22 protein-coding genes and 1 tRNA gene are annotated in these 18707 nt (G+C 61.5%); 9 read left to right on the top strand and 14 right to left on the bottom strand.

Annotation, left to right across the window (positions count from 1 at the left end; translation table 11 throughout):
- The first annotated feature begins 30 nt into the window (after positions 1 to 30).
- A complete protein-coding gene (locus NANH_RS0119135) occupies positions 31 to 2757 on the top strand; it encodes a TrlF family AAA-like ATPase (protein WP_051372509.1) in 2727 nt (908 codons plus the stop codon).
- A 405-nt stretch (positions 2758 to 3162) separates the two neighbouring features.
- On the opposite strand, the gene NANH_RS27555 is transcribed toward NANH_RS0119135, so the two are convergent.
- From NANH_RS27555 to NANH_RS26610, 7 genes are all read right to left on the bottom strand, one after another.
- Positions 3163 to 3510 (bottom strand): hypothetical protein, encoded by a 348-nt coding sequence (locus tag NANH_RS27555; RefSeq protein WP_051372510.1) that lies wholly within the window; start codon positions 3508 to 3510, stop codon positions 3163 to 3165.
- Positions 3511 to 3512: 2 nt separating this feature from the next.
- Positions 3513 to 3737, bottom strand: coding sequence for a hypothetical protein (locus NANH_RS27560; RefSeq protein WP_051372511.1), 225 nt, complete (start codon positions 3735 to 3737; stop codon positions 3513 to 3515).
- A gap of 68 nt (positions 3738 to 3805) precedes the next feature.
- The gene (locus NANH_RS26605; RefSeq protein WP_036050071.1) at positions 3806 to 4810 is read right to left on the bottom strand and encodes a DUF1214 domain-containing protein; all 1005 of its coding nucleotides are present in this window, start codon (positions 4808 to 4810) and stop codon (positions 3806 to 3808) included.
- 41 nt (positions 4811 to 4851) lie between these two features.
- Positions 4852 to 5922 carry a DUF1214 domain-containing protein gene (locus NANH_RS0119150; protein ID WP_081710488.1) on the bottom strand — a complete coding sequence of 357 codons (1071 nt, stop codon included), beginning with the start codon at positions 5920 to 5922 and terminating at the stop codon, positions 4852 to 4854.
- Positions 5923 to 5982: 60 nt separating this feature from the next.
- Positions 5983 to 6357 carry a YmgD family protein gene (locus tag NANH_RS0119155; RefSeq protein WP_027263526.1) on the bottom strand — a complete coding sequence of 125 codons (375 nt, stop codon included), beginning with the start codon at positions 6355 to 6357 and terminating at the stop codon, positions 5983 to 5985.
- A 47-nt stretch (positions 6358 to 6404) separates the two neighbouring features.
- Positions 6405 to 6617, bottom strand: coding sequence for a hypothetical protein (locus NANH_RS28655; RefSeq protein WP_139236357.1), 213 nt, complete (start codon positions 6615 to 6617; stop codon positions 6405 to 6407).
- 115 nt (positions 6618 to 6732) lie between these two features.
- Positions 6733 to 7080 (bottom strand): hypothetical protein, encoded by a 348-nt coding sequence (locus NANH_RS26610; protein ID WP_027263527.1) that lies wholly within the window; start codon positions 7078 to 7080, stop codon positions 6733 to 6735.
- Positions 7081 to 7220: 140 nt separating this feature from the next.
- Here NANH_RS26610 and NANH_RS0119170 point away from each other — a divergent pair, with 140 nt between their 5' ends.
- Positions 7221 to 8234, top strand: a complete 1014-nt coding sequence (locus NANH_RS0119170; RefSeq protein ID WP_161631375.1) for a helix-turn-helix domain-containing protein — start codon at positions 7221 to 7223, stop codon at positions 8232 to 8234.
- A 403-nt stretch (positions 8235 to 8637) separates the two neighbouring features.
- On the opposite strand, the gene NANH_RS28660 is transcribed toward NANH_RS0119170, so the two are convergent.
- Positions 8638 to 8721: transfer RNA gene (locus tag NANH_RS28660), tRNA-Tyr, on the bottom strand.
- 120 nt (positions 8722 to 8841) lie between these two features.
- Between NANH_RS28660 and rlmB the strand changes: the two genes are divergently transcribed.
- Positions 8842 to 9615, top strand: coding sequence for a 23S rRNA (guanosine(2251)-2'-O)-methyltransferase RlmB (gene rlmB / locus NANH_RS0119175; RefSeq protein WP_027263529.1), 774 nt, complete (start codon positions 8842 to 8844; stop codon positions 9613 to 9615).
- Between the two features lies 1 nt (position 9616).
- On the opposite strand, the gene NANH_RS0119180 is transcribed toward rlmB, so the two are convergent.
- Complete coding sequence (locus NANH_RS0119180) at positions 9617 to 10489, bottom strand: hypothetical protein (RefSeq protein ID WP_245601467.1); 873 nt, start codon at positions 10487 to 10489, stop codon at positions 9617 to 9619.
- A gap of 120 nt (positions 10490 to 10609) precedes the next feature.
- Here NANH_RS0119180 and NANH_RS0119185 point away from each other — a divergent pair, with 120 nt between their 5' ends.
- The 3 genes from NANH_RS0119185 to NANH_RS0119200 all read left to right on the top strand — a co-directional run bounded on the left by NANH_RS0119185 (position 10610) and on the right by NANH_RS0119200 (position 12163).
- Positions 10610 to 10930, top strand: a complete 321-nt coding sequence (locus NANH_RS0119185; RefSeq protein ID WP_027263531.1) for a hypothetical protein — start codon at positions 10610 to 10612, stop codon at positions 10928 to 10930.
- A 106-nt stretch (positions 10931 to 11036) separates the two neighbouring features.
- Positions 11037 to 11501 (top strand): YHS domain-containing (seleno)protein, encoded by a 465-nt coding sequence (locus tag NANH_RS0119195; RefSeq protein ID WP_245601468.1) that lies wholly within the window; start codon positions 11037 to 11039, stop codon positions 11499 to 11501.
- 191 nt (positions 11502 to 11692) lie between these two features.
- Entirely contained in the window at positions 11693 to 12163 is a 471-nt protein-coding gene (locus NANH_RS0119200; protein ID WP_027263533.1) for a CoA-binding protein, read from the top strand.
- Positions 12164 to 12277: 114 nt separating this feature from the next.
- Here NANH_RS0119200 and NANH_RS0119205 read toward each other — a convergent pair whose 3' ends face one another.
- Positions 12278 to 12595, bottom strand: coding sequence for a phosphoribosyl-ATP diphosphatase (locus NANH_RS0119205; RefSeq protein ID WP_027263534.1), 318 nt, complete (start codon positions 12593 to 12595; stop codon positions 12278 to 12280).
- Positions 12592 to 13353, bottom strand: a complete 762-nt coding sequence (hisF, locus tag NANH_RS0119210; RefSeq protein ID WP_027263535.1) for an imidazole glycerol phosphate synthase subunit HisF — start codon at positions 13351 to 13353, stop codon at positions 12592 to 12594. Before hisF ends, NANH_RS0119205 begins: the two co-directional genes overlap by 4 nt.
- A 121-nt stretch (positions 13354 to 13474) precedes the next feature.
- Between hisF and NANH_RS0119215 the strand changes: the two genes are divergently transcribed.
- A complete protein-coding gene (locus tag NANH_RS0119215) occupies positions 13475 to 13927 on the top strand; it encodes a DUF302 domain-containing protein (protein WP_027263536.1) in 453 nt (150 codons plus the stop codon).
- A gap of 4 nt (positions 13928 to 13931) precedes the next feature.
- On the opposite strand, the gene hisA is transcribed toward NANH_RS0119215, so the two are convergent.
- Positions 13932 to 14654: a 1-(5-phosphoribosyl)-5-[(5-phosphoribosylamino)methylideneamino]imidazole-4-carboxamide isomerase gene (hisA, locus tag NANH_RS0119220; RefSeq protein WP_027263537.1), complete on the bottom strand. Its 723-nt coding sequence runs from the start codon at positions 14652 to 14654 to the stop codon at positions 13932 to 13934.
- Positions 14655 to 14785: 131 nt separating this feature from the next.
- Here hisA and NANH_RS0119225 point away from each other — a divergent pair, with 131 nt between their 5' ends.
- Entirely contained in the window at positions 14786 to 15184 is a 399-nt protein-coding gene (locus tag NANH_RS0119225) for a DUF2147 domain-containing protein (RefSeq protein ID WP_027263538.1), read from the top strand.
- 13 nt (positions 15185 to 15197) lie between these two features.
- On the opposite strand, the gene NANH_RS0119230 is transcribed toward NANH_RS0119225, so the two are convergent.
- Both NANH_RS0119230 and NANH_RS0119235 read right to left on the bottom strand, forming a co-directional pair.
- Positions 15198 to 16211 (bottom strand): hypothetical protein, encoded by a 1014-nt coding sequence (locus NANH_RS0119230; protein WP_027263539.1) that lies wholly within the window; start codon positions 16209 to 16211, stop codon positions 15198 to 15200.
- Positions 16212 to 16302: 91 nt separating this feature from the next.
- Positions 16303 to 17928, bottom strand: a complete 1626-nt coding sequence (locus NANH_RS0119235) for an AMP-binding protein (protein ID WP_027263540.1) — start codon at positions 17926 to 17928, stop codon at positions 16303 to 16305.
- Positions 17929 to 18040: 112 nt separating this feature from the next.
- Between NANH_RS0119235 and NANH_RS0119240 the strand changes: the two genes are divergently transcribed.
- Entirely contained in the window at positions 18041 to 18706 is a 666-nt protein-coding gene (locus NANH_RS0119240; protein ID WP_027263541.1) for a sulfotransferase family protein, read from the top strand.
- The last annotated feature ends 1 nt before the right edge of the window (position 18707 follow it).

The following is an 18707-nucleotide window of genomic DNA, read 5'->3' on the forward strand; positions in this document are numbered from 1 at the left end:
CCTTCCCCGCGGGCTGGAGATTGATTGAGAATGGAAGTGACTTACCAACACGATTCAAGTCTTGAAACGCTGATCGCTCATACGGCAACGCCCAAGGGCATAGTTGAAGCCCTCGGAAAGCCGAGCGGAAGCCGGTTCTATCGCTGCGCGTTTCAAGTGAATCCGCATCAGTACGGCCAGCGTCACGCCAAAGACGCAGGGTTTTCGTCAGAAGACGATTACAACGATGCGGTGGCTAAGGCCTGCCGGGAAAATGGTATCCAAGTCGTTGCAGTTACTGACCATTTCCGCTTCGACAGTTCCGAGAAACTAGCCGAGCGCCTCCGGGCGGATGGCATTGTCGTCTTTCCAGGGTTCGAGGCCAACTCTTCAGAGGGCGTGCACATACTCTGCCTGTTTCCACCAGAAACCACAGGATCGGAGATGAACACGCACATTGGCGCATGTGAAGTCCGCGATCTAAAGGCAGAGTCCCCAATATCGAACAAAACTTGCGAGCAGTTGATGCGGCTCGTCCAAGAGTTGGGAGGAATCGCAATCTCTGCACATGTCACGTCAGCTGCTGGTATGCTCAAAAACCTGAGCGGTCAAACCCGGATGAATGTATGGAAGTCTGATTATCATCTTGCGGCGGCCATTCCGGGGCCGGTTGAAGATGTGCCGACCGACTACAGCCAAATCTGTAAGAATAAGGACGCACAGCATAAGCGCAGCCGTGCTATCGCGTTCGTTAACGCATCAGATGTTTCGAAGCCTGACGATTTCAAGAAAGATAGCGCAACGTGTCTTGTTAAGATGACGGACGTGTCTATAGAGGGCTTGAAGCAAGCGTTTCTCGACGCAGAGGGGCGTATATTGCTTAACTCGGACGGCGTTCCTTCCGACTATACACGCCTGGTTGCCTTGTCATGGGATCGCGGGTTGCTGTCAGAGCAATCGGTCGCCCTGAACGCCGGTCTGAACGTCCTGATCGGCGGCCGCGGTGCGGGCAAATCTACTGTAGTCGAGAGCATCCGCTATGCCTTTGGACTGGAGCCGAAAGGCAAGGACGCATCGGCTACGCACAAGGCCATGATGAAGGAGTTGATGGGGCAGAAAGCCAGTGTCGCTGTCTTGTTGCACTCGCCACGACCCTCTCCCGGCTACTACCTTGTTGAGCGCGTTTATGGCCAAGACCCGCGCGTAAAGGATCAGAACGGCGACATCATCAATGACCTCAAGCCGATAGATTTGGTTCCTGGACTTGAGGTCTATGGTCAGCACGAAATCTCTGAGCTGACACGGGACAAAGCCAAGCTCGCCGAATTACTCAAGCGGTTTGTCGGCGACGATGATCGAGTGAGCGTCGCGATGGACAACCTACGTTCACGTCTTAGAGAGTCTCGGGGCGGGATTGCCGGCAAACGTCAGAAGATCGAGGAGTTGAATGAAGCGTTGGCCGCACTGCCGGGCCTGCGCGAAAAACTAAAGAGGTTCCAGGCCACAAACCTTAAGGAGCATGCTGAGGAAAAAACAGCGGTTCAGGCTGAAGCTAGATTGATCGAAAAAGTGGCGGGCATGGTAGCGGAGCTTGAGGCCCAGTCGAAGAAGCTGCGACCAACGCAAGATACGGCAGAACCTGTTTTGCCCAATGAAACCGATCAAAAGCTTCCGCATCGTTCGACTTTGGAACCACTTCAGAGGATCGTTCAGGGCATAAACGACGCCCTACGCTCAGCATCAGATACACTTACTACAGCGCACAAAGCCACTGAGGCAGACCTTGCAGCGGTAAAGACGAGCTGGGAGCCATTGCGGGATGCGGCGAACAAGCGCTTCGAAGACCTGAAGGCCCTGCTTGCAGAAGAAGGGCATAATCCCGACGAATATGTCAGTCTCGATGATCAGGTGGCCCGTCTTGAACCAAAACAGGCGGAAAAGCAGGGGCTTGAAGGCGAACTGGCGTCGCTTCGCCAAGCAAGGCAGGGGATTATAGATGAATGGGAAAAGGCGGATACTCAAGCCTACACAGAGTTGGAGAAGGCAGCGAAGCGGGTCTCGAAGAAACTCAAAGGCACCGTCAAGGCTGTAATTCAACCCAGTTCGACAATCGAACCGCTGCGGGAGGTCTTCCGCAGCCACGTTGATGGCAACATAAGTCAAGCATTTGGCAAGCTCGAAGAGGTTGAGGCACTATCTCTGTCAAAGCTTGCAGAGAGAATCCGGGACGGGGCCCAAGCTCTGATGACCGAGTATGGATTCACAGAAACCAGCGCGAGGAAGATCGCTGATGCTGGCGAGGCGCTTGCACTGGAGGTGGAGGAATGCCGGATACCCCCAGAAGCCCTGATCGAACTCAACGTTGGCCGAGATGGTAGCGACAACTGGAAAAGGCTCGAAAACTTGTCGGCTGGGCAAAAAGCAACTGCGGTCCTTCTGTTGCTGCTACTGGACGCCGATGCGCCCTTGATTATCGACCAACCGGAAGATGATTTGGACAACCAGTTCATTGCAGGTCGGGTCGTCCCGATCATGCGTACTGGAAAAAAGCGACGGCAGTTCATCTTTTCCAGCCACAACCCAAACATACCAGTTCTTGGCGATGCCGATCAGATCATCGGGCTGACACCAACAGTTGAGGATGCCAGTGATCGCACTAAAGTTTTCGATGATGACTGTGGCTCGATTGACAAGGTTTCGGTCCAGCAGCTCATCAAGGACTTGCTCGAGGGGGGCGAGCAGGCGTTCACAACCCGTCGAACCAAGTATGGTTTCTGAGCTTGGCTGCACAGAACTCAGTACGTCTAGTGGTATAAGTTGTGGTATGGGCTTATTGGTATGTTGAAGATACCTTTTGAATCAAATATTTAACTAAAAAATGCGTAAGACATCGTCTCCGCCATTTCACATTGATTTCATTAGATTAAATCTAACGTCGGCCAATCTGCCCACGAAGTGCCCACAGCCTGAAAGGGCCTTGGAATGGCCGAAACCTTCGATCTAGACGACTTCGACAACCCGCCACCACCGCCCCGATTTTTGTACAAGTATCTCTCTGCGGAGCGTGTCGGCAACGTTTTGGAAGGTGGAACCGTGCGGTTCACACCCTTGATAAACACGAATGATACCTTTGAAGTTCGTTCGACGTTCGAAAAGCTGGCAGGCCCTAAGTTCATCTTGATGCTATCGGAGCAAATGGACACGACCGTATCCGGCACCGGCCTGCAGGTTCACGGGGTGTCCCGCGATTACCGCGAGCCTGGAGACCGAGACATTGACCGGGACCGACCATTGTTCGGAGTTCCAGTCATAGGTGCTTTCGCTTTGCAGCGAATAGGTCCAGGCGCCCGGCGTCGTATAGGCGAAGAAGGGCTGAACGAAAGTCGCGTTGGTTGGCGTGGCGGGATTGCTTTCGAGATCCCACAGATGGTTGGCCATCGCGCCAAAGGTCCAGGGGCCGGTCTGTTTCAGCACGATGCCCGTCAGCCCCGCCGCCCAGGTATCGGTCGAGACGCGGCTGCCGGTGGGCACACTCAGGATCGGCCCCCCCAGGTCAGCCCGTTCACCGTGGGCGGAACATACCAGGCGTTCAGAAGGATGTCGCCAACCCCGCTTTGCGAGGTGCCGGGCACCACGTCGCGCTGCCGGACATAGGGGATGATGGTGCGGGTCACGATATTGGCGCCGTTTTCCAGCGCGAAGGGCACCACCGGCAGGAAATTCAGCGTGGTGCGTGTGCCTGTTCCCGCCGCGCCCAAGTCGTCGTCGTAATTCAGCTGGAAGGGCAGTGAGATGATGGCCGCGATTGGGTTGGCCAGGTCCTGGGTCAGTCCGCGGGGACCACCTCGGGGAAGGTCCAGCTGCCGTTCAGGATCTCTTCGCGCGGCTGGTAGAGGCGCACGGTATAGTTCCAGCCGGGCGTCACCGGGATGCAGTTCACGCGCCCGTCCACGCAGCCGCCGAAATGAATGGTGAAAGAGCCGTCCTGGTTCGGCATGGCCGAGGTGTTGTTGTAACTGTTCCGGCCCAGATCGTTCGGCGCCAGATAGCCGTCGGCGTCATAGACCGTGATCGACCAGAACGCGTCGACCGGCACATCCTTGACCGTCACCACATGCGGGGTCTCGCCATCATTGGCGCCCACCGCGTCGAGGATGGCCGAGGCGGTGGTGGCGGGCTGCCCGGCCCAGCCGGCCAGGGCGCCGACCAGGTGGTCGACGGGATCGACCTCGTCCTTGCGACCAAAGGCGCGGGCCACGTCGAACCCCACCGCGCTGGCCAGGTCGCTGACGGCCTTGCGCGCCTCGGCCAGGCTCTCCTGGTCCCAGTCCGGGGTCTCGAACGGCCCGTCGCCGCCGCCGCTGATGGCGATGCCGTCCTGGGTCGCATGGGCCTTGGCCAGGTCATCCGGGTCGCCCGCATCGACGAAGGTGCGGAACAGGATGAAGGCAAAGCGCGTGCCGACCTCGTCCTGGGTCAGCGTGTAGATGTCCGGCTTGACCTCGACGAAGTTGTAATGGTCCTGACTGATGACCAGCATGGACTGAAAGCGGCCGTCGCTCTCGGGCAGGGTGATGGTCACCGGCTCGGACAGGTCCAGAACGATCGCGGAATAGAGCGTGTCCTGGTTGGCGCGGATGATCGGCTGGGGGCCCTCGGCGCTCACGGTATTGCGCTCGTGGACGATCTCGCCCAGGCCCACACCATAGCCGGCCAACGTCGCCCGGAACATGTGGTCGGATTCGGCTCGCACGACATTGTCGAGCGTCACCTCCTCGGCAAGGGCGAAGGGGCTGGCAAATATGAAGAACAGGGTGAGAAGGCGTTTCATTTTTTGTCCTTTCCTGGTAAACACTTGGTTGCGCGTGCGGGTCAATTCACAGGCTGAACGCTTGGGAATCGCCAGCGGCCGTCGAGAATTTCCGGCCCCGGCTGATACATCCGCACGGTGTAGTTCCAGCCCTCCATCAGCGGCAGACAATTCACGCGTCCGTCCTCGCAGCCGCCCAGATGCACGGTCATGGAGCCGTCCGCGTTGCGCGTTCCCATCACCGAGTTGATCACATATCCGTCGAGCGCGTTGGGTTCAAAGAACCCGGCGGCATTGTAGAGGCTGACCGACCAGAAGGCGCCCACCGGGACATCCGCGGGCACCTCGATCCTGTATGCTGCCACGGGAAGCTTTGGGTCGACACCGACATAGAACGCCTCGGTCTCGGGCAATCCGCCCCAGCCGATCGCGGTGCCCATGAAATGGCGCAGCGGGTCCACCTGGTCCTTCGATCCGAACACGCGGGTGCTGTCCGGGATGTACGGCACGAGACCGAGGATGGCGCGCACCAGACCCTCATAGCTTTCCGAGTCATAGGGCGGTGGGATGAAGGGTTGAGCCGAGGCGGCCTCGATCGTCATCCGGTCCTGAAGGGCGTTGACCCCGGCCACGTCCTGCGGGTCGGCGGCATCGACCAGCGTGCGCATGTAGACGATCACATAGGGCGTATGGTGCGTCTCCATGTCGAGCGTGTAGCTGCCGCCGCCGTGGAACACCGCGTTGATGTGGTGATCCTGGTTGACCACCATCGCCGACATGTAACGATCGCCGGCGTCGGGCAGGGTCAGTGTCGCGCCCTTGCGGATATCGACCACAGCGGTGCTGTAGAGCGTGTCGCGGTTCATGCGGATCGTGGGCTGATCCTCGACCGGGGTCGGTTCGCGGAAATGGTAAAAGCGGTTCACCCCGCCCGCCAGCGCCACGTATTTTGCCAGTTCGATATCGGTGGCCGCGCGGTTGAAATTGTCGATGGTCACGGAGATTTCGCGTGCCTCCAGCTGTGCGTCGAGGTTGTCGTCGGCAATCTGGGCCGAGGCCGGGGCGCTGAGGAGGGTCCCAAGGGCCAGGGTCAGGGCCAGCGGTGCGGTGCGGCGGAAGGTGGGTGTCTTCATGGGCTCACTCATTTGCTATCGAATTTGGAAACCCGCCCCTTCGGGACGGGGCTCAGGGCATCAGTCGAAGGCGTCGATCGTATCCCGGACGGCAAGATCCACCGCCCCGGCCAGAAGCCGGCCCGGATCGTCGTCACAGGCGTCTTCCAGCTCTTCGACGAACTCATCCTTGAGGCCTGCGCGGTCGGCCTTGTCCGGGATGACCGCCAGAACGTCGATCTGGCGATTGTAGAGCGCCACCATGGCCATCAGGCGGACGATCTCGGCAACCTGATCCGCGTCGTCCGGGTAGGTGTCGATCACGCTTTCACAGCTGTGGTGCATGTGGGGCATGGCCGCATCCAGGATCTGCTCCATCTGGTCATCGGCCTGCGCCAGCCCGGCCCATGCGAGCAAGCAGAGGGCCGCCGCCGCCGTTGTGGAAATCTTCGACATGGGCAAACCTCCCTTTCCCTGATGCGTGCCCCGGGCCCGCCCGGTCGTCATTTGGTGGCCCCCGCGATCGCACCGACCACGGCTCCGGCGCGCGCGCCCTTGCTGCCGCCGACGAGATAGCCGACGCCTGTGCCGATCACCGCGCCGCCAACCGTGTTCTTGGCCCGCTTGCGGTTGGCCTCGGCGGGCGACGGCGCACTCACAGTGAGCACGAGGCCGAGAAGGACCGTGCCGAGGACTGGAATTCGAAGTGTTTTCATGATGCTGCCTCCAAGGTGGCCTCTGCGAGGCGTCGGGTTGTCTCAAGGCCGTTCCGCGCGGGGCGGGCGAGCTGTTTTGTGTCACGCAGCCGGGTCACCGAAATGCGGACCAGGGTCAGAACCGGAATGTCACCCCCGGGGTCGGGCCGGATTGGGCGACATCGAACATCACCCCGCCCAGCGGTTCGGTGGTGGACAGCTGCACATGGGTGGTGTCCAGATAGATTACCCACGGCCCGTTGCGCGCCGATCCCATGACCATGCTGCCGAATTCCAGGTCGTCGAGGATATCGGAAAAGGACAGGTCCACATCCACCGGCGGCAGGCCGGGAACGGTGCCGACCTGGCCTTGCAGCCCCGCCATCCAGAGATAGGGCGTGAGCCGGAACTCCCAATCGGGAAGCGATTGCGCGCGCAATGGCCCGGCAAGGGTCAGGATCAGGGTCAGGATTGCTGCTCGCATTTCGGTCGTGCCTCTTCGTCGTCCGTGAGTTTAACACTGGTACGAGCGGTCATCTTGCGACCAGTCAAACCGCTCGGTAAGGTTCTATCATTGTCCTACCGGTCATTTTCCGACAATTTGGGTCCATGCATAGGAAACTGGTGAATCTCCTTGAGCTGAGACACGTGATCGAACTGCTGGACCGCCACGCGTCGCGTGCCATCGTCGACAGGGCGCTGCGGTCCGTTGGTCTGGACCGCGCCATGTTTTCCGGCAGCACGGGTTTCCTGCCCTATGACAGCGAAGCCATCCTTTTCGAAACCGTCGCGCGGGCCATTGGCGACCGGCACCTTGGCGCCCGGATCGGGTTGGAATTCGACTATGCAGCCTATGGTGCCTATGCACATTACGTGCTGGGGGCGCCCGATCTCGCCTCGGCACTCGACCGGGGCAGACGCGCCTTGTCCCTGACCCACCCCGGCTCGGAGATCGTCATTCGGGAAACCGAACACCACCTAGTTGTCGGGCGCAATTCCGAGGGTTTTTCCGTGATCGGTCACCGGCACCTGGACGAGGGCGCGCTGTTGGTGATCGGACACGTGGCACGCCATTTCCTTGGAAATGAGTGGCGGCCAGCCTGGGTGGAAATCCCCGCGACCTGCGAAAGCGAAGCCGTAACGCTCGGCAAGCTGGTGGATGCCCCGGTTCGCCTGGGATGCAGGGTGCCCGCAATTTCAATTCCTCTGGCCGACCTTGCCGCGCGGAATCCCGGGCCGCCGAGGTCGGACCGGGCCTTGTCGCTTGAGGAACTTGGGTCGCTGATGGGCGTCAAACCGGTGCAGACGATGCAAGAGGCGGTGGTTCAGGTGATGAACATCATGCAGATTAGGGCAATACCGTCGGAGGACGCCGTAGCCCGTCTACTGGCCATCGGACCCAGAACCTTGCAGCGCGCGCTGAAGGCTGAAGGCACATCCTTTCGCCGTATTCGTGATGATTTCATAGAGCATCGCGCGCAGTCGCTATTACGCGATACCGACATGCCAATTGAGAAGATTGGCGAGAACCTGGGATATTCCGAACCGAAAAGTTTCCGGCGTGCGTTCAAGCGATGGACCGGAGTGTCGCCGATGGGCTACCGGTCCGCAGGGCAGTTTCAGAAAAACACCGCTTGAGGTGGCCAGGGCGGCCTCGCAGCGCCCGCCGATGCCCGGTTGTTCGCAGTACTGGCAGCTACAATGCAGTCCTGAGTTGGAAATGGATTAAATGCCGCTCTCCGCTGACGAAATTGCATGTGCCGAACTCGTGGTGTCGTAGCACAGGCTGAAGGAGAGAGCGTCTATGGGAGAGATTTCAATCATTGGCGTCGGGGCTGTAAAAGACGGCTTCCAGATGCGTGGTGCCGTGACGGGCGGGCCGGTCCTGAACACCTAAGCGATAGTACACACCTTGCTTGAGCGGTGCACGTTTCTGTTATCGACCCAGCACGCATTCAGGCCGTTTACCAGAATCCACGGCTTAGGCGATGCTTAGCAAAAGCCGTACAATCCGAATCTATCCAATATATTCAATGGATAATGGTGGGCGACCCTGGAATCGAACCAGGCGTGCGTCTCCGCGAGGGAGTTACAGTCCCCTGCCACACCTTGCGGCCTGTCGCCCACTGTCATGCGCATTGCGCCTGACGTGGAGGCGTGATTACAAGCGCACCCAAGGGGCGTCAACAGGAAAATCTGCTGATATGGTCTCGATTTTCAGTTGCTTGGCTCAGAGGACGGCGCGATGAAAAAACCAAAGTGGGTGGTCGAAAAGGAACAGGCACGCAAGGCGCAAGGGGACGAAACAGTCTGGCTGTTCGGTCTGCACGCGGTACGCGATGCGCTGGTCAATCCGCGCCGCGAGAAATTGCGGCTGATCGTGACGCTGAATGCCCAGGCCAAGCTGGCCGATGCCATTGCCGAGGCCGGAATTACGCCGGAACTGGACGATGCGCGGAGGTTTTCCGCGCCTATCGATCCCGGTTCGGTGCATCAGGGCGCGGCGCTGGAGGTCAAGCCGTTGTCCTGGGGCAGCCTGAGCGAAGTCTGCATCGGGGCACATGCCCCCAGGGTCATCCTGCTGGACCGGGTGACCGATCCGCACAATGTCGGCGCGATCTTGCGCAGTGCCGAGGTGCTGGGGGCCAGCGCCGTGATCGGCACACGGCATCACTCGGCGCCCGAGACCGGCGCGTTGGCCAAAACCGCAAGCGGTGCTTTGGAGCGTCAGCCCTATCTGCGGATGCGCAACCTCGCGGATACAATTACCGAATTGCAGAACATGGGATATCTGGTTCTGGGTCTGGACGGCGAGGCGGAGGATACGATCGAAACCGCTGTGGCCGGGCGGGCAGATCGGGCCGTGGCTCTGGTTCTGGGGGCCGAGGGGCCGGGGCTGCGTCAGAAGACCAAAGAGACCGTCGATCAACTGGTCCGGATTGATGCCGCCGGGTTATTTGGGTCTTTGAATGTGTCCAACGCCGCAGCGGTCGCACTATACGCGTCGCGTCGAGGATGATTCACGGCCCTTCGTCCTTTAGCAGCGAGATAAAACGCCCCTTGATCAGCCAACTCAGGCCGAAACTTCCCAGGGCAATTGTTTCCAGAACAAAGGTCAGCCGCCGCGCGTCCCACCAGGCATCGAGCCTTTGGGCCTGAGTGGCGGACAACAGCCAGTTCACGCAGCCGGTCTTGGTCGCGATGGCGGCGACGGACAGGGCAATTGCCAGCCCCAAAACGCGATAGCAGCGGTTGCGCAGGGCTTTGCGGCTGCCGGGAGGGACCGGACCCGATGAGGCCGAACTATTGCCTCGGGTAAAGACGAAGAACGCGTAGTAGGCCAGGATGACCAACATCACGCCTGCCATCGAGACATGCAGCATGCGCAGGGCCACCGGCACCGTATCGCCACCGCCCAAACCTTCGAAGCTGGCCCAGAAATCATGACTGATGGTGCCGGTGACTCGCCCGCCGGGAACGGACGCGGTCTCGGAACCCTGGGGCTGGGTCAGGAACACGCGGGCGACATCGGATGGCTGATAGGCGCAGCCGGAATCCGCTGTCGGCACAAAGGCAACCCCCAGAGCGCAGATCCCCGCCAGCCTGACGAGCCACAGATCGTACCAGCGGTGTTGCAGGCAACCCTCGGTCTCCTGCGGCTCGAAATCATAGAACGCAGCCAGCAACAGGCCGACAAACACCAGCGCCCCGACAAACAGATCGCCGCCGAGACGACTGAAATAATAGTGGCTGATGGATGCGCGAAAACAAAGCCCTCCCAGGAGGGTCAGTGCGACCAGGGCCAAAGGCAGTAGCAATGCAACATATCCGACGCATTGGTTAACTCGGCGCAGGCTGATGGAAAAGGGCAGATCAGGCGAGATGTCCGGCATGAATTTCATCCTTTTCAGGGTGCGATTTACTGCGTCAAACAGGACAAGAATTGGTGTGCATGTTGTAAACAGGGCGTACGGCACGATATTGAGAACTGATTAGTTTCGAGGCCCGCGCAGATGCTCCAGACGACCAAGATCGCCACATGTTGTTACTGTGGTACCCGAGCGGCGCTGGTGCTGGGCAAGGCAATGCGACACGAACTGGCCTGTTCTGCCTGTGGCGCCCCCCTGCACGAGCTGAAACGCCTGCGGTGCGATGCCATGGCCAGACCGGACCGGCCTGTGCTTGGCAAATCCCGGGTCGGCGCATCTGCGGCTCTTTCGCCACGTCGCAAGCCGGTCAAGAAGATCGGGAACAAGCCGAGAAAGAAGCGCAAGGGCCTGATGCACAAGTTGATGGAAGAGGCCTGGGACGCGATCGAGGATTTGCTGGACTGAACCCGTTGAAACAATGATCACAGCTGCGCCACGCGCGCTTCACATCTGCGTTTCCCGGGTTTTCAGACCGCGCGACAGTTGCCATTGTCTGCCAATGACAAGATCCGTGCGCTTTCCATTCTTGCCCGCCATCCGGCTTTGCCTCTTGGGTGGGGCCATTGTGTTCTGGGCCATTGCGGCCCGGGCGGACGAGCCCATTTTTAATGCGCGCGATGGGGCGGCCATCGACGGGTATGATGTGGTGGCCTATTTCACGACAGGCGAACCGACGTCGGGCGATCCGGATATTGCGGTGCTGTGGAAAGGCGCGGTCTGGCTTTTTATATCGGATGAGAATCGCGAGAGATTCGAGGCCAACCCGCGTGCCTATGCGCCGCAATTCGGCGGCTATTGCGCCTATGGGGTGTCGTCGGGGCTGGTTCTGCGCACGGATCCGCGTGTCTGGCAGATCCGCGATGGCAAGTTGTATCTGATCCACAATGCCGCGGTCTGGGACAAATGGATCCAGGACGTACCGGGCAACATAGAGCGGGCGGATGCCAATTGGCCCCGGGTTCTGGCTTCTCATTGATTTCTGGCACCGGGGTTTCACGGCTTTGCGAGCGGGGCTTCAACGGACCGGATTCGTTCCTATATCAATTGGGACCACGGACTGGAACTTCCGTGGATCATTTCACTGTCCCTCGTTCCGATACCTGCGCCCTGGACCTTATTCGGTCTTGGGCGCTTTTTTATGACGGCAGAAGCGGTTAGACTGATCCCATGACCAACTATTCCGATGACCATCTCAGACAGATTCTGAAGCGGACCAAGGTGATTGCCGTGGTCGGTGTGTCGATGAATTCCGTACGCCCCAGCTTTTATGTGGCGCGATATCTGGCGCTCAAGGGATACCGGGTGATCCCGGTCAATCCGGGGCATGCCGGTGCCGAACTGTTCGGCGAAACGGTGATGGCGTCGCTGTCGGACATTGAGGGGCCGGTGGATATGGTGGATATTTTTCGCCGATCCGACGCGGTTCCGCCGATTGTGGACGAAGCGTTGCAGGCGTTTCCGGCGTTGCAGACGATCTGGATGCAGATCGGAGTAGAGCATGCCGAGGCGGCGGCCAGGGCCGAAGCGCGCGGGGTGACGGTGATTCAGAACCGGTGCCCCAAAATCGAGTATCAGCGCCTGTTCGGCGAATTGCGCATGGGCGGATTCGCCACCGGGATCATCTCGTCCAAATTGTGATTGGGGCAGGTCCGCAGGCCCGAATTTACGAAAAACGCGCCTGAGCCGGGCGTACAGATGTTGTACATACCCCGTACATACACTGTGAGGCTCGGACCTGCTGTGGACCCGATTCTACTGCGCCTTACGCCCGGATTTTTCTGCGATGCCGCTGACGCCCTGCCGACGGGCCAGTTCGTTCAGAACGTCTGACAGGGGCACGTCGCGCGCGGCCAGCATGACCAGCAGGTGATAGAGCACGTCGGCGGCCTCGGATGTGAGCGCGGCGCGGTCGCCCTTGACCGCTTCGATGATCGCCTCGACCGCTTCTTCGCCGAATTTTTCAGCACATTTCTCGGGGCCCTTGGCCAACAGCCTGGCGGTCCAGCTGCTGTCAGGGTCGGCATCCTTGCGGGCGGCAATGGTTTCGGCAAGCTCGGTCAGAATGCTCATGTCAGCCTCATTGGGATGCCGGCGGCGGCCATATGCTGTTTGGCCTCACCGATGGTGAAGTCGCCGAAATGAAAGATCGACGCGGCCAGCACGGCGCTGGCACCGCCCTCGGTCACGCCCTGCACCAGGTGATCCAGCGTACCGACACCGCCGCTGGCGATCACCGGCACGCTTACCGCGTCCGATATGGCACGGGTCAGGGGCAGATTGAACCCGGCGCGGGTGCCGTCGCGATCCATGCTGGTTAACAGGATTTCGCCCGCGCCTTTTGCGGTCACGGTGCGCGCAAACTCCACTGCGTCGATGCCGGTGGGTTTGCGCCCGCCATGGGTGAAGATTTCCCATTTTCCGGGGCTGACGGTCTTGGCGTCGATGGCGACAACGATGCACTGGCTGCCAAACTGATCGGCGGCTTCGGCCACGACGTCAGGGCGGGCCACGGCGGCCGAGTTGAACGACACTTTGTCAGCCCCGGCCAGCAGCAGGTCGCGCACGTCTTCGCGGCTGCGCACACCCCCGCCGACGGTCAGCGGGATGTAACACTGCTCGGCGGTGCGCTGCACCACGTCGAACATGGTGCCGCGGTTTTCATGGGTGGCGTGGATGTCCAGAAAGCACAGCTCGTCGGCCCCGGCGGCGTCATAGGCACGGGCGGATTCCACCGGGTCGCCGGCATCGACGAGATCGACGAAATTGACACCCTTGACCACGCGGCCATCGGCAACGTCGAGACAGGGGATGATGCGGGTCTTGAGCATGTCCGGTCCTTTTGAGCCATGTCCTAATCGCAAAATCGCGCCGATACCAGAGAAGTGATTGGACCCGTCCCGCCGGGCATGAAGACATGCGGGTCATCGGATAAACGGAAAGGAGTTCGACATGCGTGGACATATCATTCTGGCGGCGGCGGTTGCGCTGGCGGGGGCCGGACAGGCCGGGGCGGATGATCTGGTACGGGTCAAGACCGGCAAATCGGTGGATGCGGCGATGGACGCGTTGCAGGCGGCGGTCGAAGGGGCCGGGGCAACGGTGTTCGCGCGCGTCGATCATGCCGCGGGCGCACGCGGCGCGGGCCTTGAAATGAACGATGCCGAACTGCTCATCTTCGGCAATCCCAAGCTGGGCACGCCGGTGATGCAGGCCGACCCCCTGGCCGGGCTGTTCCTGCCGCTGAAGGTGCTGGCCTATGCCGATGGCGACGGGCAGGTCTGGCTGGCCTATCAGGACCCCGCCGAAATGCTGGACGATCTGGCGGTCGACGACGATTTGCCGGCGATCGGCAAGATGCAGGGTGCGCTGGACAAGCTGACGGCCAAAGCGGCGGGCGGCTGAGTGGTCAGCCCCTCAGCGTTGCCAGGGCCTGTTTCAGGTCCAGCGCGCCGTCATAAAGCGCCCGGCCCGAGATCGCGCCGTTCAGCGCAACGCCACAATCGCGTAGCGCGATGAGGTCATCCAGAGAGGACACCCCGCCCGAGGCGATCACCGGGATCGAAACCGCGCGGGCCAGCGCGGCGGTGGCCGCGACGTTGGGGCCCTGCATCGCGCCGTCGCGGTTGATGTCGGTATAGATGATGGCGGCGACGCCCGCGTCTTCGAACGATCTTGCCAGATCGGTGACGTTCACGTCGGTTTTCTCGGCCCAGCCCTTGGTGGCGACCATGCCGTTGCGCGCGTCGATACCGACCGCGACCTGGCCGGGAAAGGCGCGGGCCGCCTCGCGCACCAGATCGGGGTTTTCCACCGCCACGGTGCCCAGGATGACGCGGGCCAGACCCTTGGAAAGCCAGCTTTCGATGGTGGCCATGTCGCGGATGCCGCCGCCCAGCTGGGCGGGCACGTCACAGGCGGCCAGAATCGCCTCGACCGGGGCGGCGTTGACCGGTGTGCCAGCAAAGGCACCGTTCAGATCGACCAGATGCAGCCACTCGCATCCGGCCTCGACAAAGGCGCGGGCCTGGGCGGCGGGGTCGTCGTTGAATACGGTGGCCTGCTCCATCTCGCCGCGCACCAGGCGCACGGCTTGTCCATCTTTCAGGTCGATTGCGGGATAGAGGATCATTGGGGGGCCTTTCGCGACAGTTTGGCCGCGATATGGCACGGGGCGGGGCGGGATTGCAACGCGCCGCAAGATCAGGCTTGCCACGGCGCCCGGGGCGAGGTCAGATTGCGTCAAGCAGAGGAGGCGGCCGGATGAGGCGGATCGGGAAGAAAATCGTTTTGGGAGCCGTGGTGGCATTGGGTCTGGCCGGGGGGGCGATGGCGGACCCGGTTGAGGGCACCTGGCAGACCGAAGTGGATGACGGTGCCTATGCGCATGTGGCGATGGCCCCCTGCGGCGGCGCATTCTGTGGCACGATGGTGCGCACGTTCAACAGCGGGGGCGAGTACAAATCGCCCAATATCGGCAAGAAGCTGATCCTCGACATGGTGCCACAGGGTGATGGAACCTACAAAGGCAAGGCTTGGAGGCCGTCCAATGGCAAGACCTATATCGGCAAGATGACCCTGAAGGGCGACACGCTGTACCCGGCGGGCTGTGTTCTGGGCGGGTTGCTGTGTTTCGATCAGACCTGGACCCGGATCAAGTAACTGTCGCGACGGGTCAGCCGCCACAGATGCTTTGCAGCAGCACCCAGTCGCGGTCGCTGAGTACGGGGGCGGGGGATTGTCCGGCCATCGGGTCGGCTTCGATCAGGGGCAGAACAGATTCGCCGGTGATGTCGCGGGCATAGGCATAAGGCGTCGACGGGACTGCGGTGGCGGCAAAGGCCTGCAACAGCGGCGCGTCCGGCAATGGTGCGGCGGGCGCGACAAGCACGGTTTCGCCATAGTTATCGAGGCTTTCGCGGCTTAGCTTGCCGGTCGTGAGCAACTGGAAGGTCGCAAACGGCCCGCTGGCCCGCAGCAGGGCCGCCAGCGGGTCCGCCCCCTGGGCGCGGGTGCGTTCGGCAAGGATATAGCCCGCGACGACCGCCGGGTCCTCAAAATCTTCGATCAGGGCCTTGTTGAGCAGTACGATGCCGCCGGGCAGGTGGCGTGCATCAGCAAGCCCGGTGCGCAGAACCACCAGTTTTCGCACCTTGGTGCGGCGCGCGAGCCGGGCCAGAACCGGCGCGGTATCGGTGGATGCGCAGGCCCGCCCGGCCACCCGTTCGATGCGCCCCAAAAGGGAAAGGCCAATGGCCTGGCGCTGGATCTGGGGCACGACATTGACCGCGTGGCGCGTCAGCGCCCCGGGCAGCCACAGCAGCAGGGCGGCGGCGACAACCACGATCACGGTCAGGGTGCTGGCCATCCGCAGACGGCCCGGCCGGGGCCTGGCGCGTTCGATGGCCAGGCGCAGCTTTTCGATGGCGGCCACCATGTCGGTTTCGTTCTCGGCAATCTCAAGCGTCTCGCCGGGATCGCCGTCCGGCGCATAGATCGCGGGCAACGTGCCTGGATTCAGCCGGTCCAGCGCCGCCAGCGACCAATGGGCCAGAGGGCGGTCGCGCATGTCGGAAATGGTCAGCGTCGCCTCGCCGATCGACAGGACGACTTCGCGGCGCTGTTCTTCGGGACCGGGACGCCAAAGGCCCGAAGCCTCGAGCCGTTCGTATTCCTTGAGTGCCGTCATGATTTGACTGTACCGCGCCTGTATTTCTGCGCGGGTCTAGCATGGCGGTCAGGCGTGCGGCAAACCGCTTTGCACCGCTGAGGCCGACGCATCATGCGGTGGCGGCGATCTGGCGCAGCTCGAATTTCTGGATCTTGCCGGTCGAGGTCTTGGGCAGTTCCTGAAACACCACCCGCTTGGGGGTTTTAAAGCCCGCGAGGGTTTCGCGTGTGAATGCGATCAGATCGGCCTCGGTGGCGCTGGCACCGGGTTTGAGTTCGACAAAGGCGCAAGGCACCTCGCCCCATTTTTCATCCGGTTTGGCGACGACGGCGGCCAGCAGCACGTCGGGGTGTCCCATCAGCACGCCTTCGATCTCGACCGAGCTGATGTTTTCGCCGCCCGAGATGATGATGTCCTTGGCCCGGTCGGCGATCTGGATATAGCCATCGGCATGCTGCACCGCGATGTCGCCCGTGTGAAAATAGCCGCCCTTGAACGCTTCGGCGGTGGCCTCGGGGTTTTTCAGATAGCCCTTCATCACGCCATTGCCGCGCATCACGATTTCGCCCTGTGCGACCCCGTCCATCGGGATTTGGCCCATCTGATCGTCCACCACGGTGATATGTTCCATGAACGGCATGGCCACGCCTTGCCGGGCTTTGATCGCGGCGCGTTCCTTGCCCTCTAAATGATCCAGATGCGGCCCCCAGGTGCATTCGGTCGCCGGGCCGTATACCTCGGTCAGCCCATAGACCTGGGTGACGTGAAAGCCCATCGGTTCGATTTTCGCCAGCGTGGCCGGGGCGGGGGGCGCACCGGCGGTAAAGACCTGAACCGTGTGATCAAAGCTGCGGCGTTCGCTGTCGGGCGCGTTGACCAGCATGTTCAGCACGATGGGTGCGCCGCCGAAATGGGTCGCGCCTTCGTCGGCGATGGCGTCAAAGATCGCCGGAGCGGTGATGTCGCGGCAGCAGACAATTGTGCCCCCGACCATGGGCATCATCCACGTATGGCACCAGCCGTTGCAATGAAACAGCGGCACGATGGTCAGATAGCGCGGGCGCAGCACCATGCCCCAGCTGATCACCTGACCCATCGCGTTCAGATAAGCGCCGCGATGGTGATAAACCACGCCCTTGGGGCGTCCGGTGGTGCCGCTGGTATAGTTCAGCGCAATGCTTTCCCATTCGTCCTGCGGTAGAATCCAGTCAAAATCGTGAGGTGCATTGCCCAGCACCTGTTCATAGGTGGCGTGGCGACCGCTGGCCGGGTGACCGGCGGGCATGTCGGGGACTTCGATGATCAGCGGAGCGCGGCCCTCAAGCCGCTTGATTGCGGTCTCGGCCAGTTCGAGGAACTGGCTGTCCACCAGAACGACCCGGGCGCCGCCGTGTTGCAGAATATAGGCCACCGTGCCCACATCCAGCCGGGTGTTGATCGCATTCAGCACCGCGCCGCAGGCAGGCACACCAAAATGCGCCTCGGCATGGGCGGGGATGTTGGGCAGAATCGTGGCCACCACATCGCCAGGCTCAACACCCATGCCCGCCAGAGCCGAGGCCAGCCGGGTGCAGCGGTCGTAATGCTCGGCATAGGTCTTGCGGTGCGCTCCGTAGACCACGGCCATCTCATCGGCAAAGACATGCGCCGCCCGGCGCAGCGCGGACAGCGGCGTCAGCGGCACATGGTTCGCGGCGGTTTTTTCCAGCCCGGTTTCATCTTGCATCCAGCCCATGTCATCCTCCGCAATGGATTTGGTTTCGGCGTGATACTGCGACGCGGGCGCGGCAAAGAAAAGCCCGCGTTGAGATCATTGCGATTGGCGTTGATTCCGCTAGCCTGTACCCATGATCCTGAGCACCGGTCGCCGTTTTGTATTCATTCATATTCCCAAGACCGGTGGAACCTCACTGGCCATGGCGCTAGAGGCGCGGGCGATGAAGGATGACATCCTGCTGGGGGACACGCCCAAGGCGCACAGACGGCGGCGGCGATTGAACACCGTCGCCGCGCGGGGCCGGTTGTGGAAACATGCGACGATGGCGGATATTGACGGTCTGGTGCCCGGTCCGGATCTGGAGGGGCTGTTTGCCTTTACTCTGGTGCGCAATCCCTGGGACCGGGCGGTCAGTTATTACCACTGGTTGCAGGGGCAGAGCTTTGACCATCCGGCGGTGGACCTGGCGCGGCGATTGCCGTTTGACGCCTTTGCGACCCATGCGCAGACGCGGGACGGGTTCCGGGCCTGGCCGGCGGCGCGCTATATGCGCCGGGCGGATGGGGTCGAACAGTGTAGCGCCTATATCCGGATCGAGCGGTTTGAACGCGATGCCGCGTCTCTGATGGCCCATCTGGGGTTCGATCTGACCCTGCCGCGTCTGAACGCATCGCAACGGGACCGGGACTATCGGCGGTATTATACGGACGCTGCCGCGGATGCGGTTGCTGACAGCTGCGCCGAGGATATCGCGCGGTTCGGCTATGGGTTCGGCGCGCTCGACCCGGCGGGCTGAT

Source organism: Sedimentitalea nanhaiensis DSM 24252, assembly GCF_000473225.1.
GTDB classification, from domain to species: domain Bacteria; phylum Pseudomonadota; class Alphaproteobacteria; order Rhodobacterales; family Rhodobacteraceae; genus Sedimentitalea; species Sedimentitalea nanhaiensis.

Coding starts and splice junctions, on each gene's coding strand:
- NANH_RS0119135 (WP_051372509.1), top strand. CDS start 31: ATGGAAGTGACTTACCAACACGATTCAAGTCTTGAAACGCTGATCGCT.
- NANH_RS26605 (WP_036050071.1), bottom strand. CDS start 4,810: ATGAAACGCCTTCTCACCCTGTTCTTCATATTTGCCAGCCCCTTCGCC.
- NANH_RS0119150 (WP_081710488.1), bottom strand. CDS start 5,922: ATGAAGACACCCACCTTCCGCCGCACCGCACCGCTGGCCCTGACCCTG.
- NANH_RS0119155 (WP_027263526.1), bottom strand. CDS start 6,357: ATGTCGAAGATTTCCACAACGGCGGCGGCGGCCCTCTGCTTGCTCGCA.
- NANH_RS28655 (WP_139236357.1), bottom strand. CDS start 6,617: ATGAAAACACTTCGAATTCCAGTCCTCGGCACGGTCCTTCTCGGCCTC.
- NANH_RS26610 (WP_027263527.1), bottom strand. CDS start 7,080: ATGCGAGCAGCAATCCTGACCCTGATCCTGACCCTTGCCGGGCCATTG.
- rlmB (WP_027263529.1), top strand. CDS start 8,842: ATGAAAAAACCAAAGTGGGTGGTCGAAAAGGAACAGGCACGCAAGGCG.
- NANH_RS0119180 (WP_245601467.1), bottom strand. CDS start 10,489: ATGCCGGACATCTCGCCTGATCTGCCCTTTTCCATCAGCCTGCGCCGA.
- NANH_RS0119185 (WP_027263531.1), top strand. CDS start 10,610: ATGCTCCAGACGACCAAGATCGCCACATGTTGTTACTGTGGTACCCGA.
- NANH_RS0119200 (WP_027263533.1), top strand. CDS start 11,693: ATGACCAACTATTCCGATGACCATCTCAGACAGATTCTGAAGCGGACC.
- NANH_RS0119205 (WP_027263534.1), bottom strand. CDS start 12,595: ATGAGCATTCTGACCGAGCTTGCCGAAACCATTGCCGCCCGCAAGGAT.
- hisF (WP_027263535.1), bottom strand. CDS start 13,353: ATGCTCAAGACCCGCATCATCCCCTGTCTCGACGTTGCCGATGGCCGC.
- NANH_RS0119215 (WP_027263536.1), top strand. CDS start 13,475: ATGCGTGGACATATCATTCTGGCGGCGGCGGTTGCGCTGGCGGGGGCC.
- hisA (WP_027263537.1), bottom strand. CDS start 14,654: ATGATCCTCTATCCCGCAATCGACCTGAAAGATGGACAAGCCGTGCGC.
- NANH_RS0119225 (WP_027263538.1), top strand. CDS start 14,786: ATGAGGCGGATCGGGAAGAAAATCGTTTTGGGAGCCGTGGTGGCATTG.
- NANH_RS0119230 (WP_027263539.1), bottom strand. CDS start 16,211: ATGACGGCACTCAAGGAATACGAACGGCTCGAGGCTTCGGGCCTTTGG.
- NANH_RS0119235 (WP_027263540.1), bottom strand. CDS start 17,928: ATGGGCTGGATGCAAGATGAAACCGGGCTGGAAAAAACCGCCGCGAAC.
- NANH_RS0119240 (WP_027263541.1), top strand. CDS start 18,041: ATGATCCTGAGCACCGGTCGCCGTTTTGTATTCATTCATATTCCCAAG.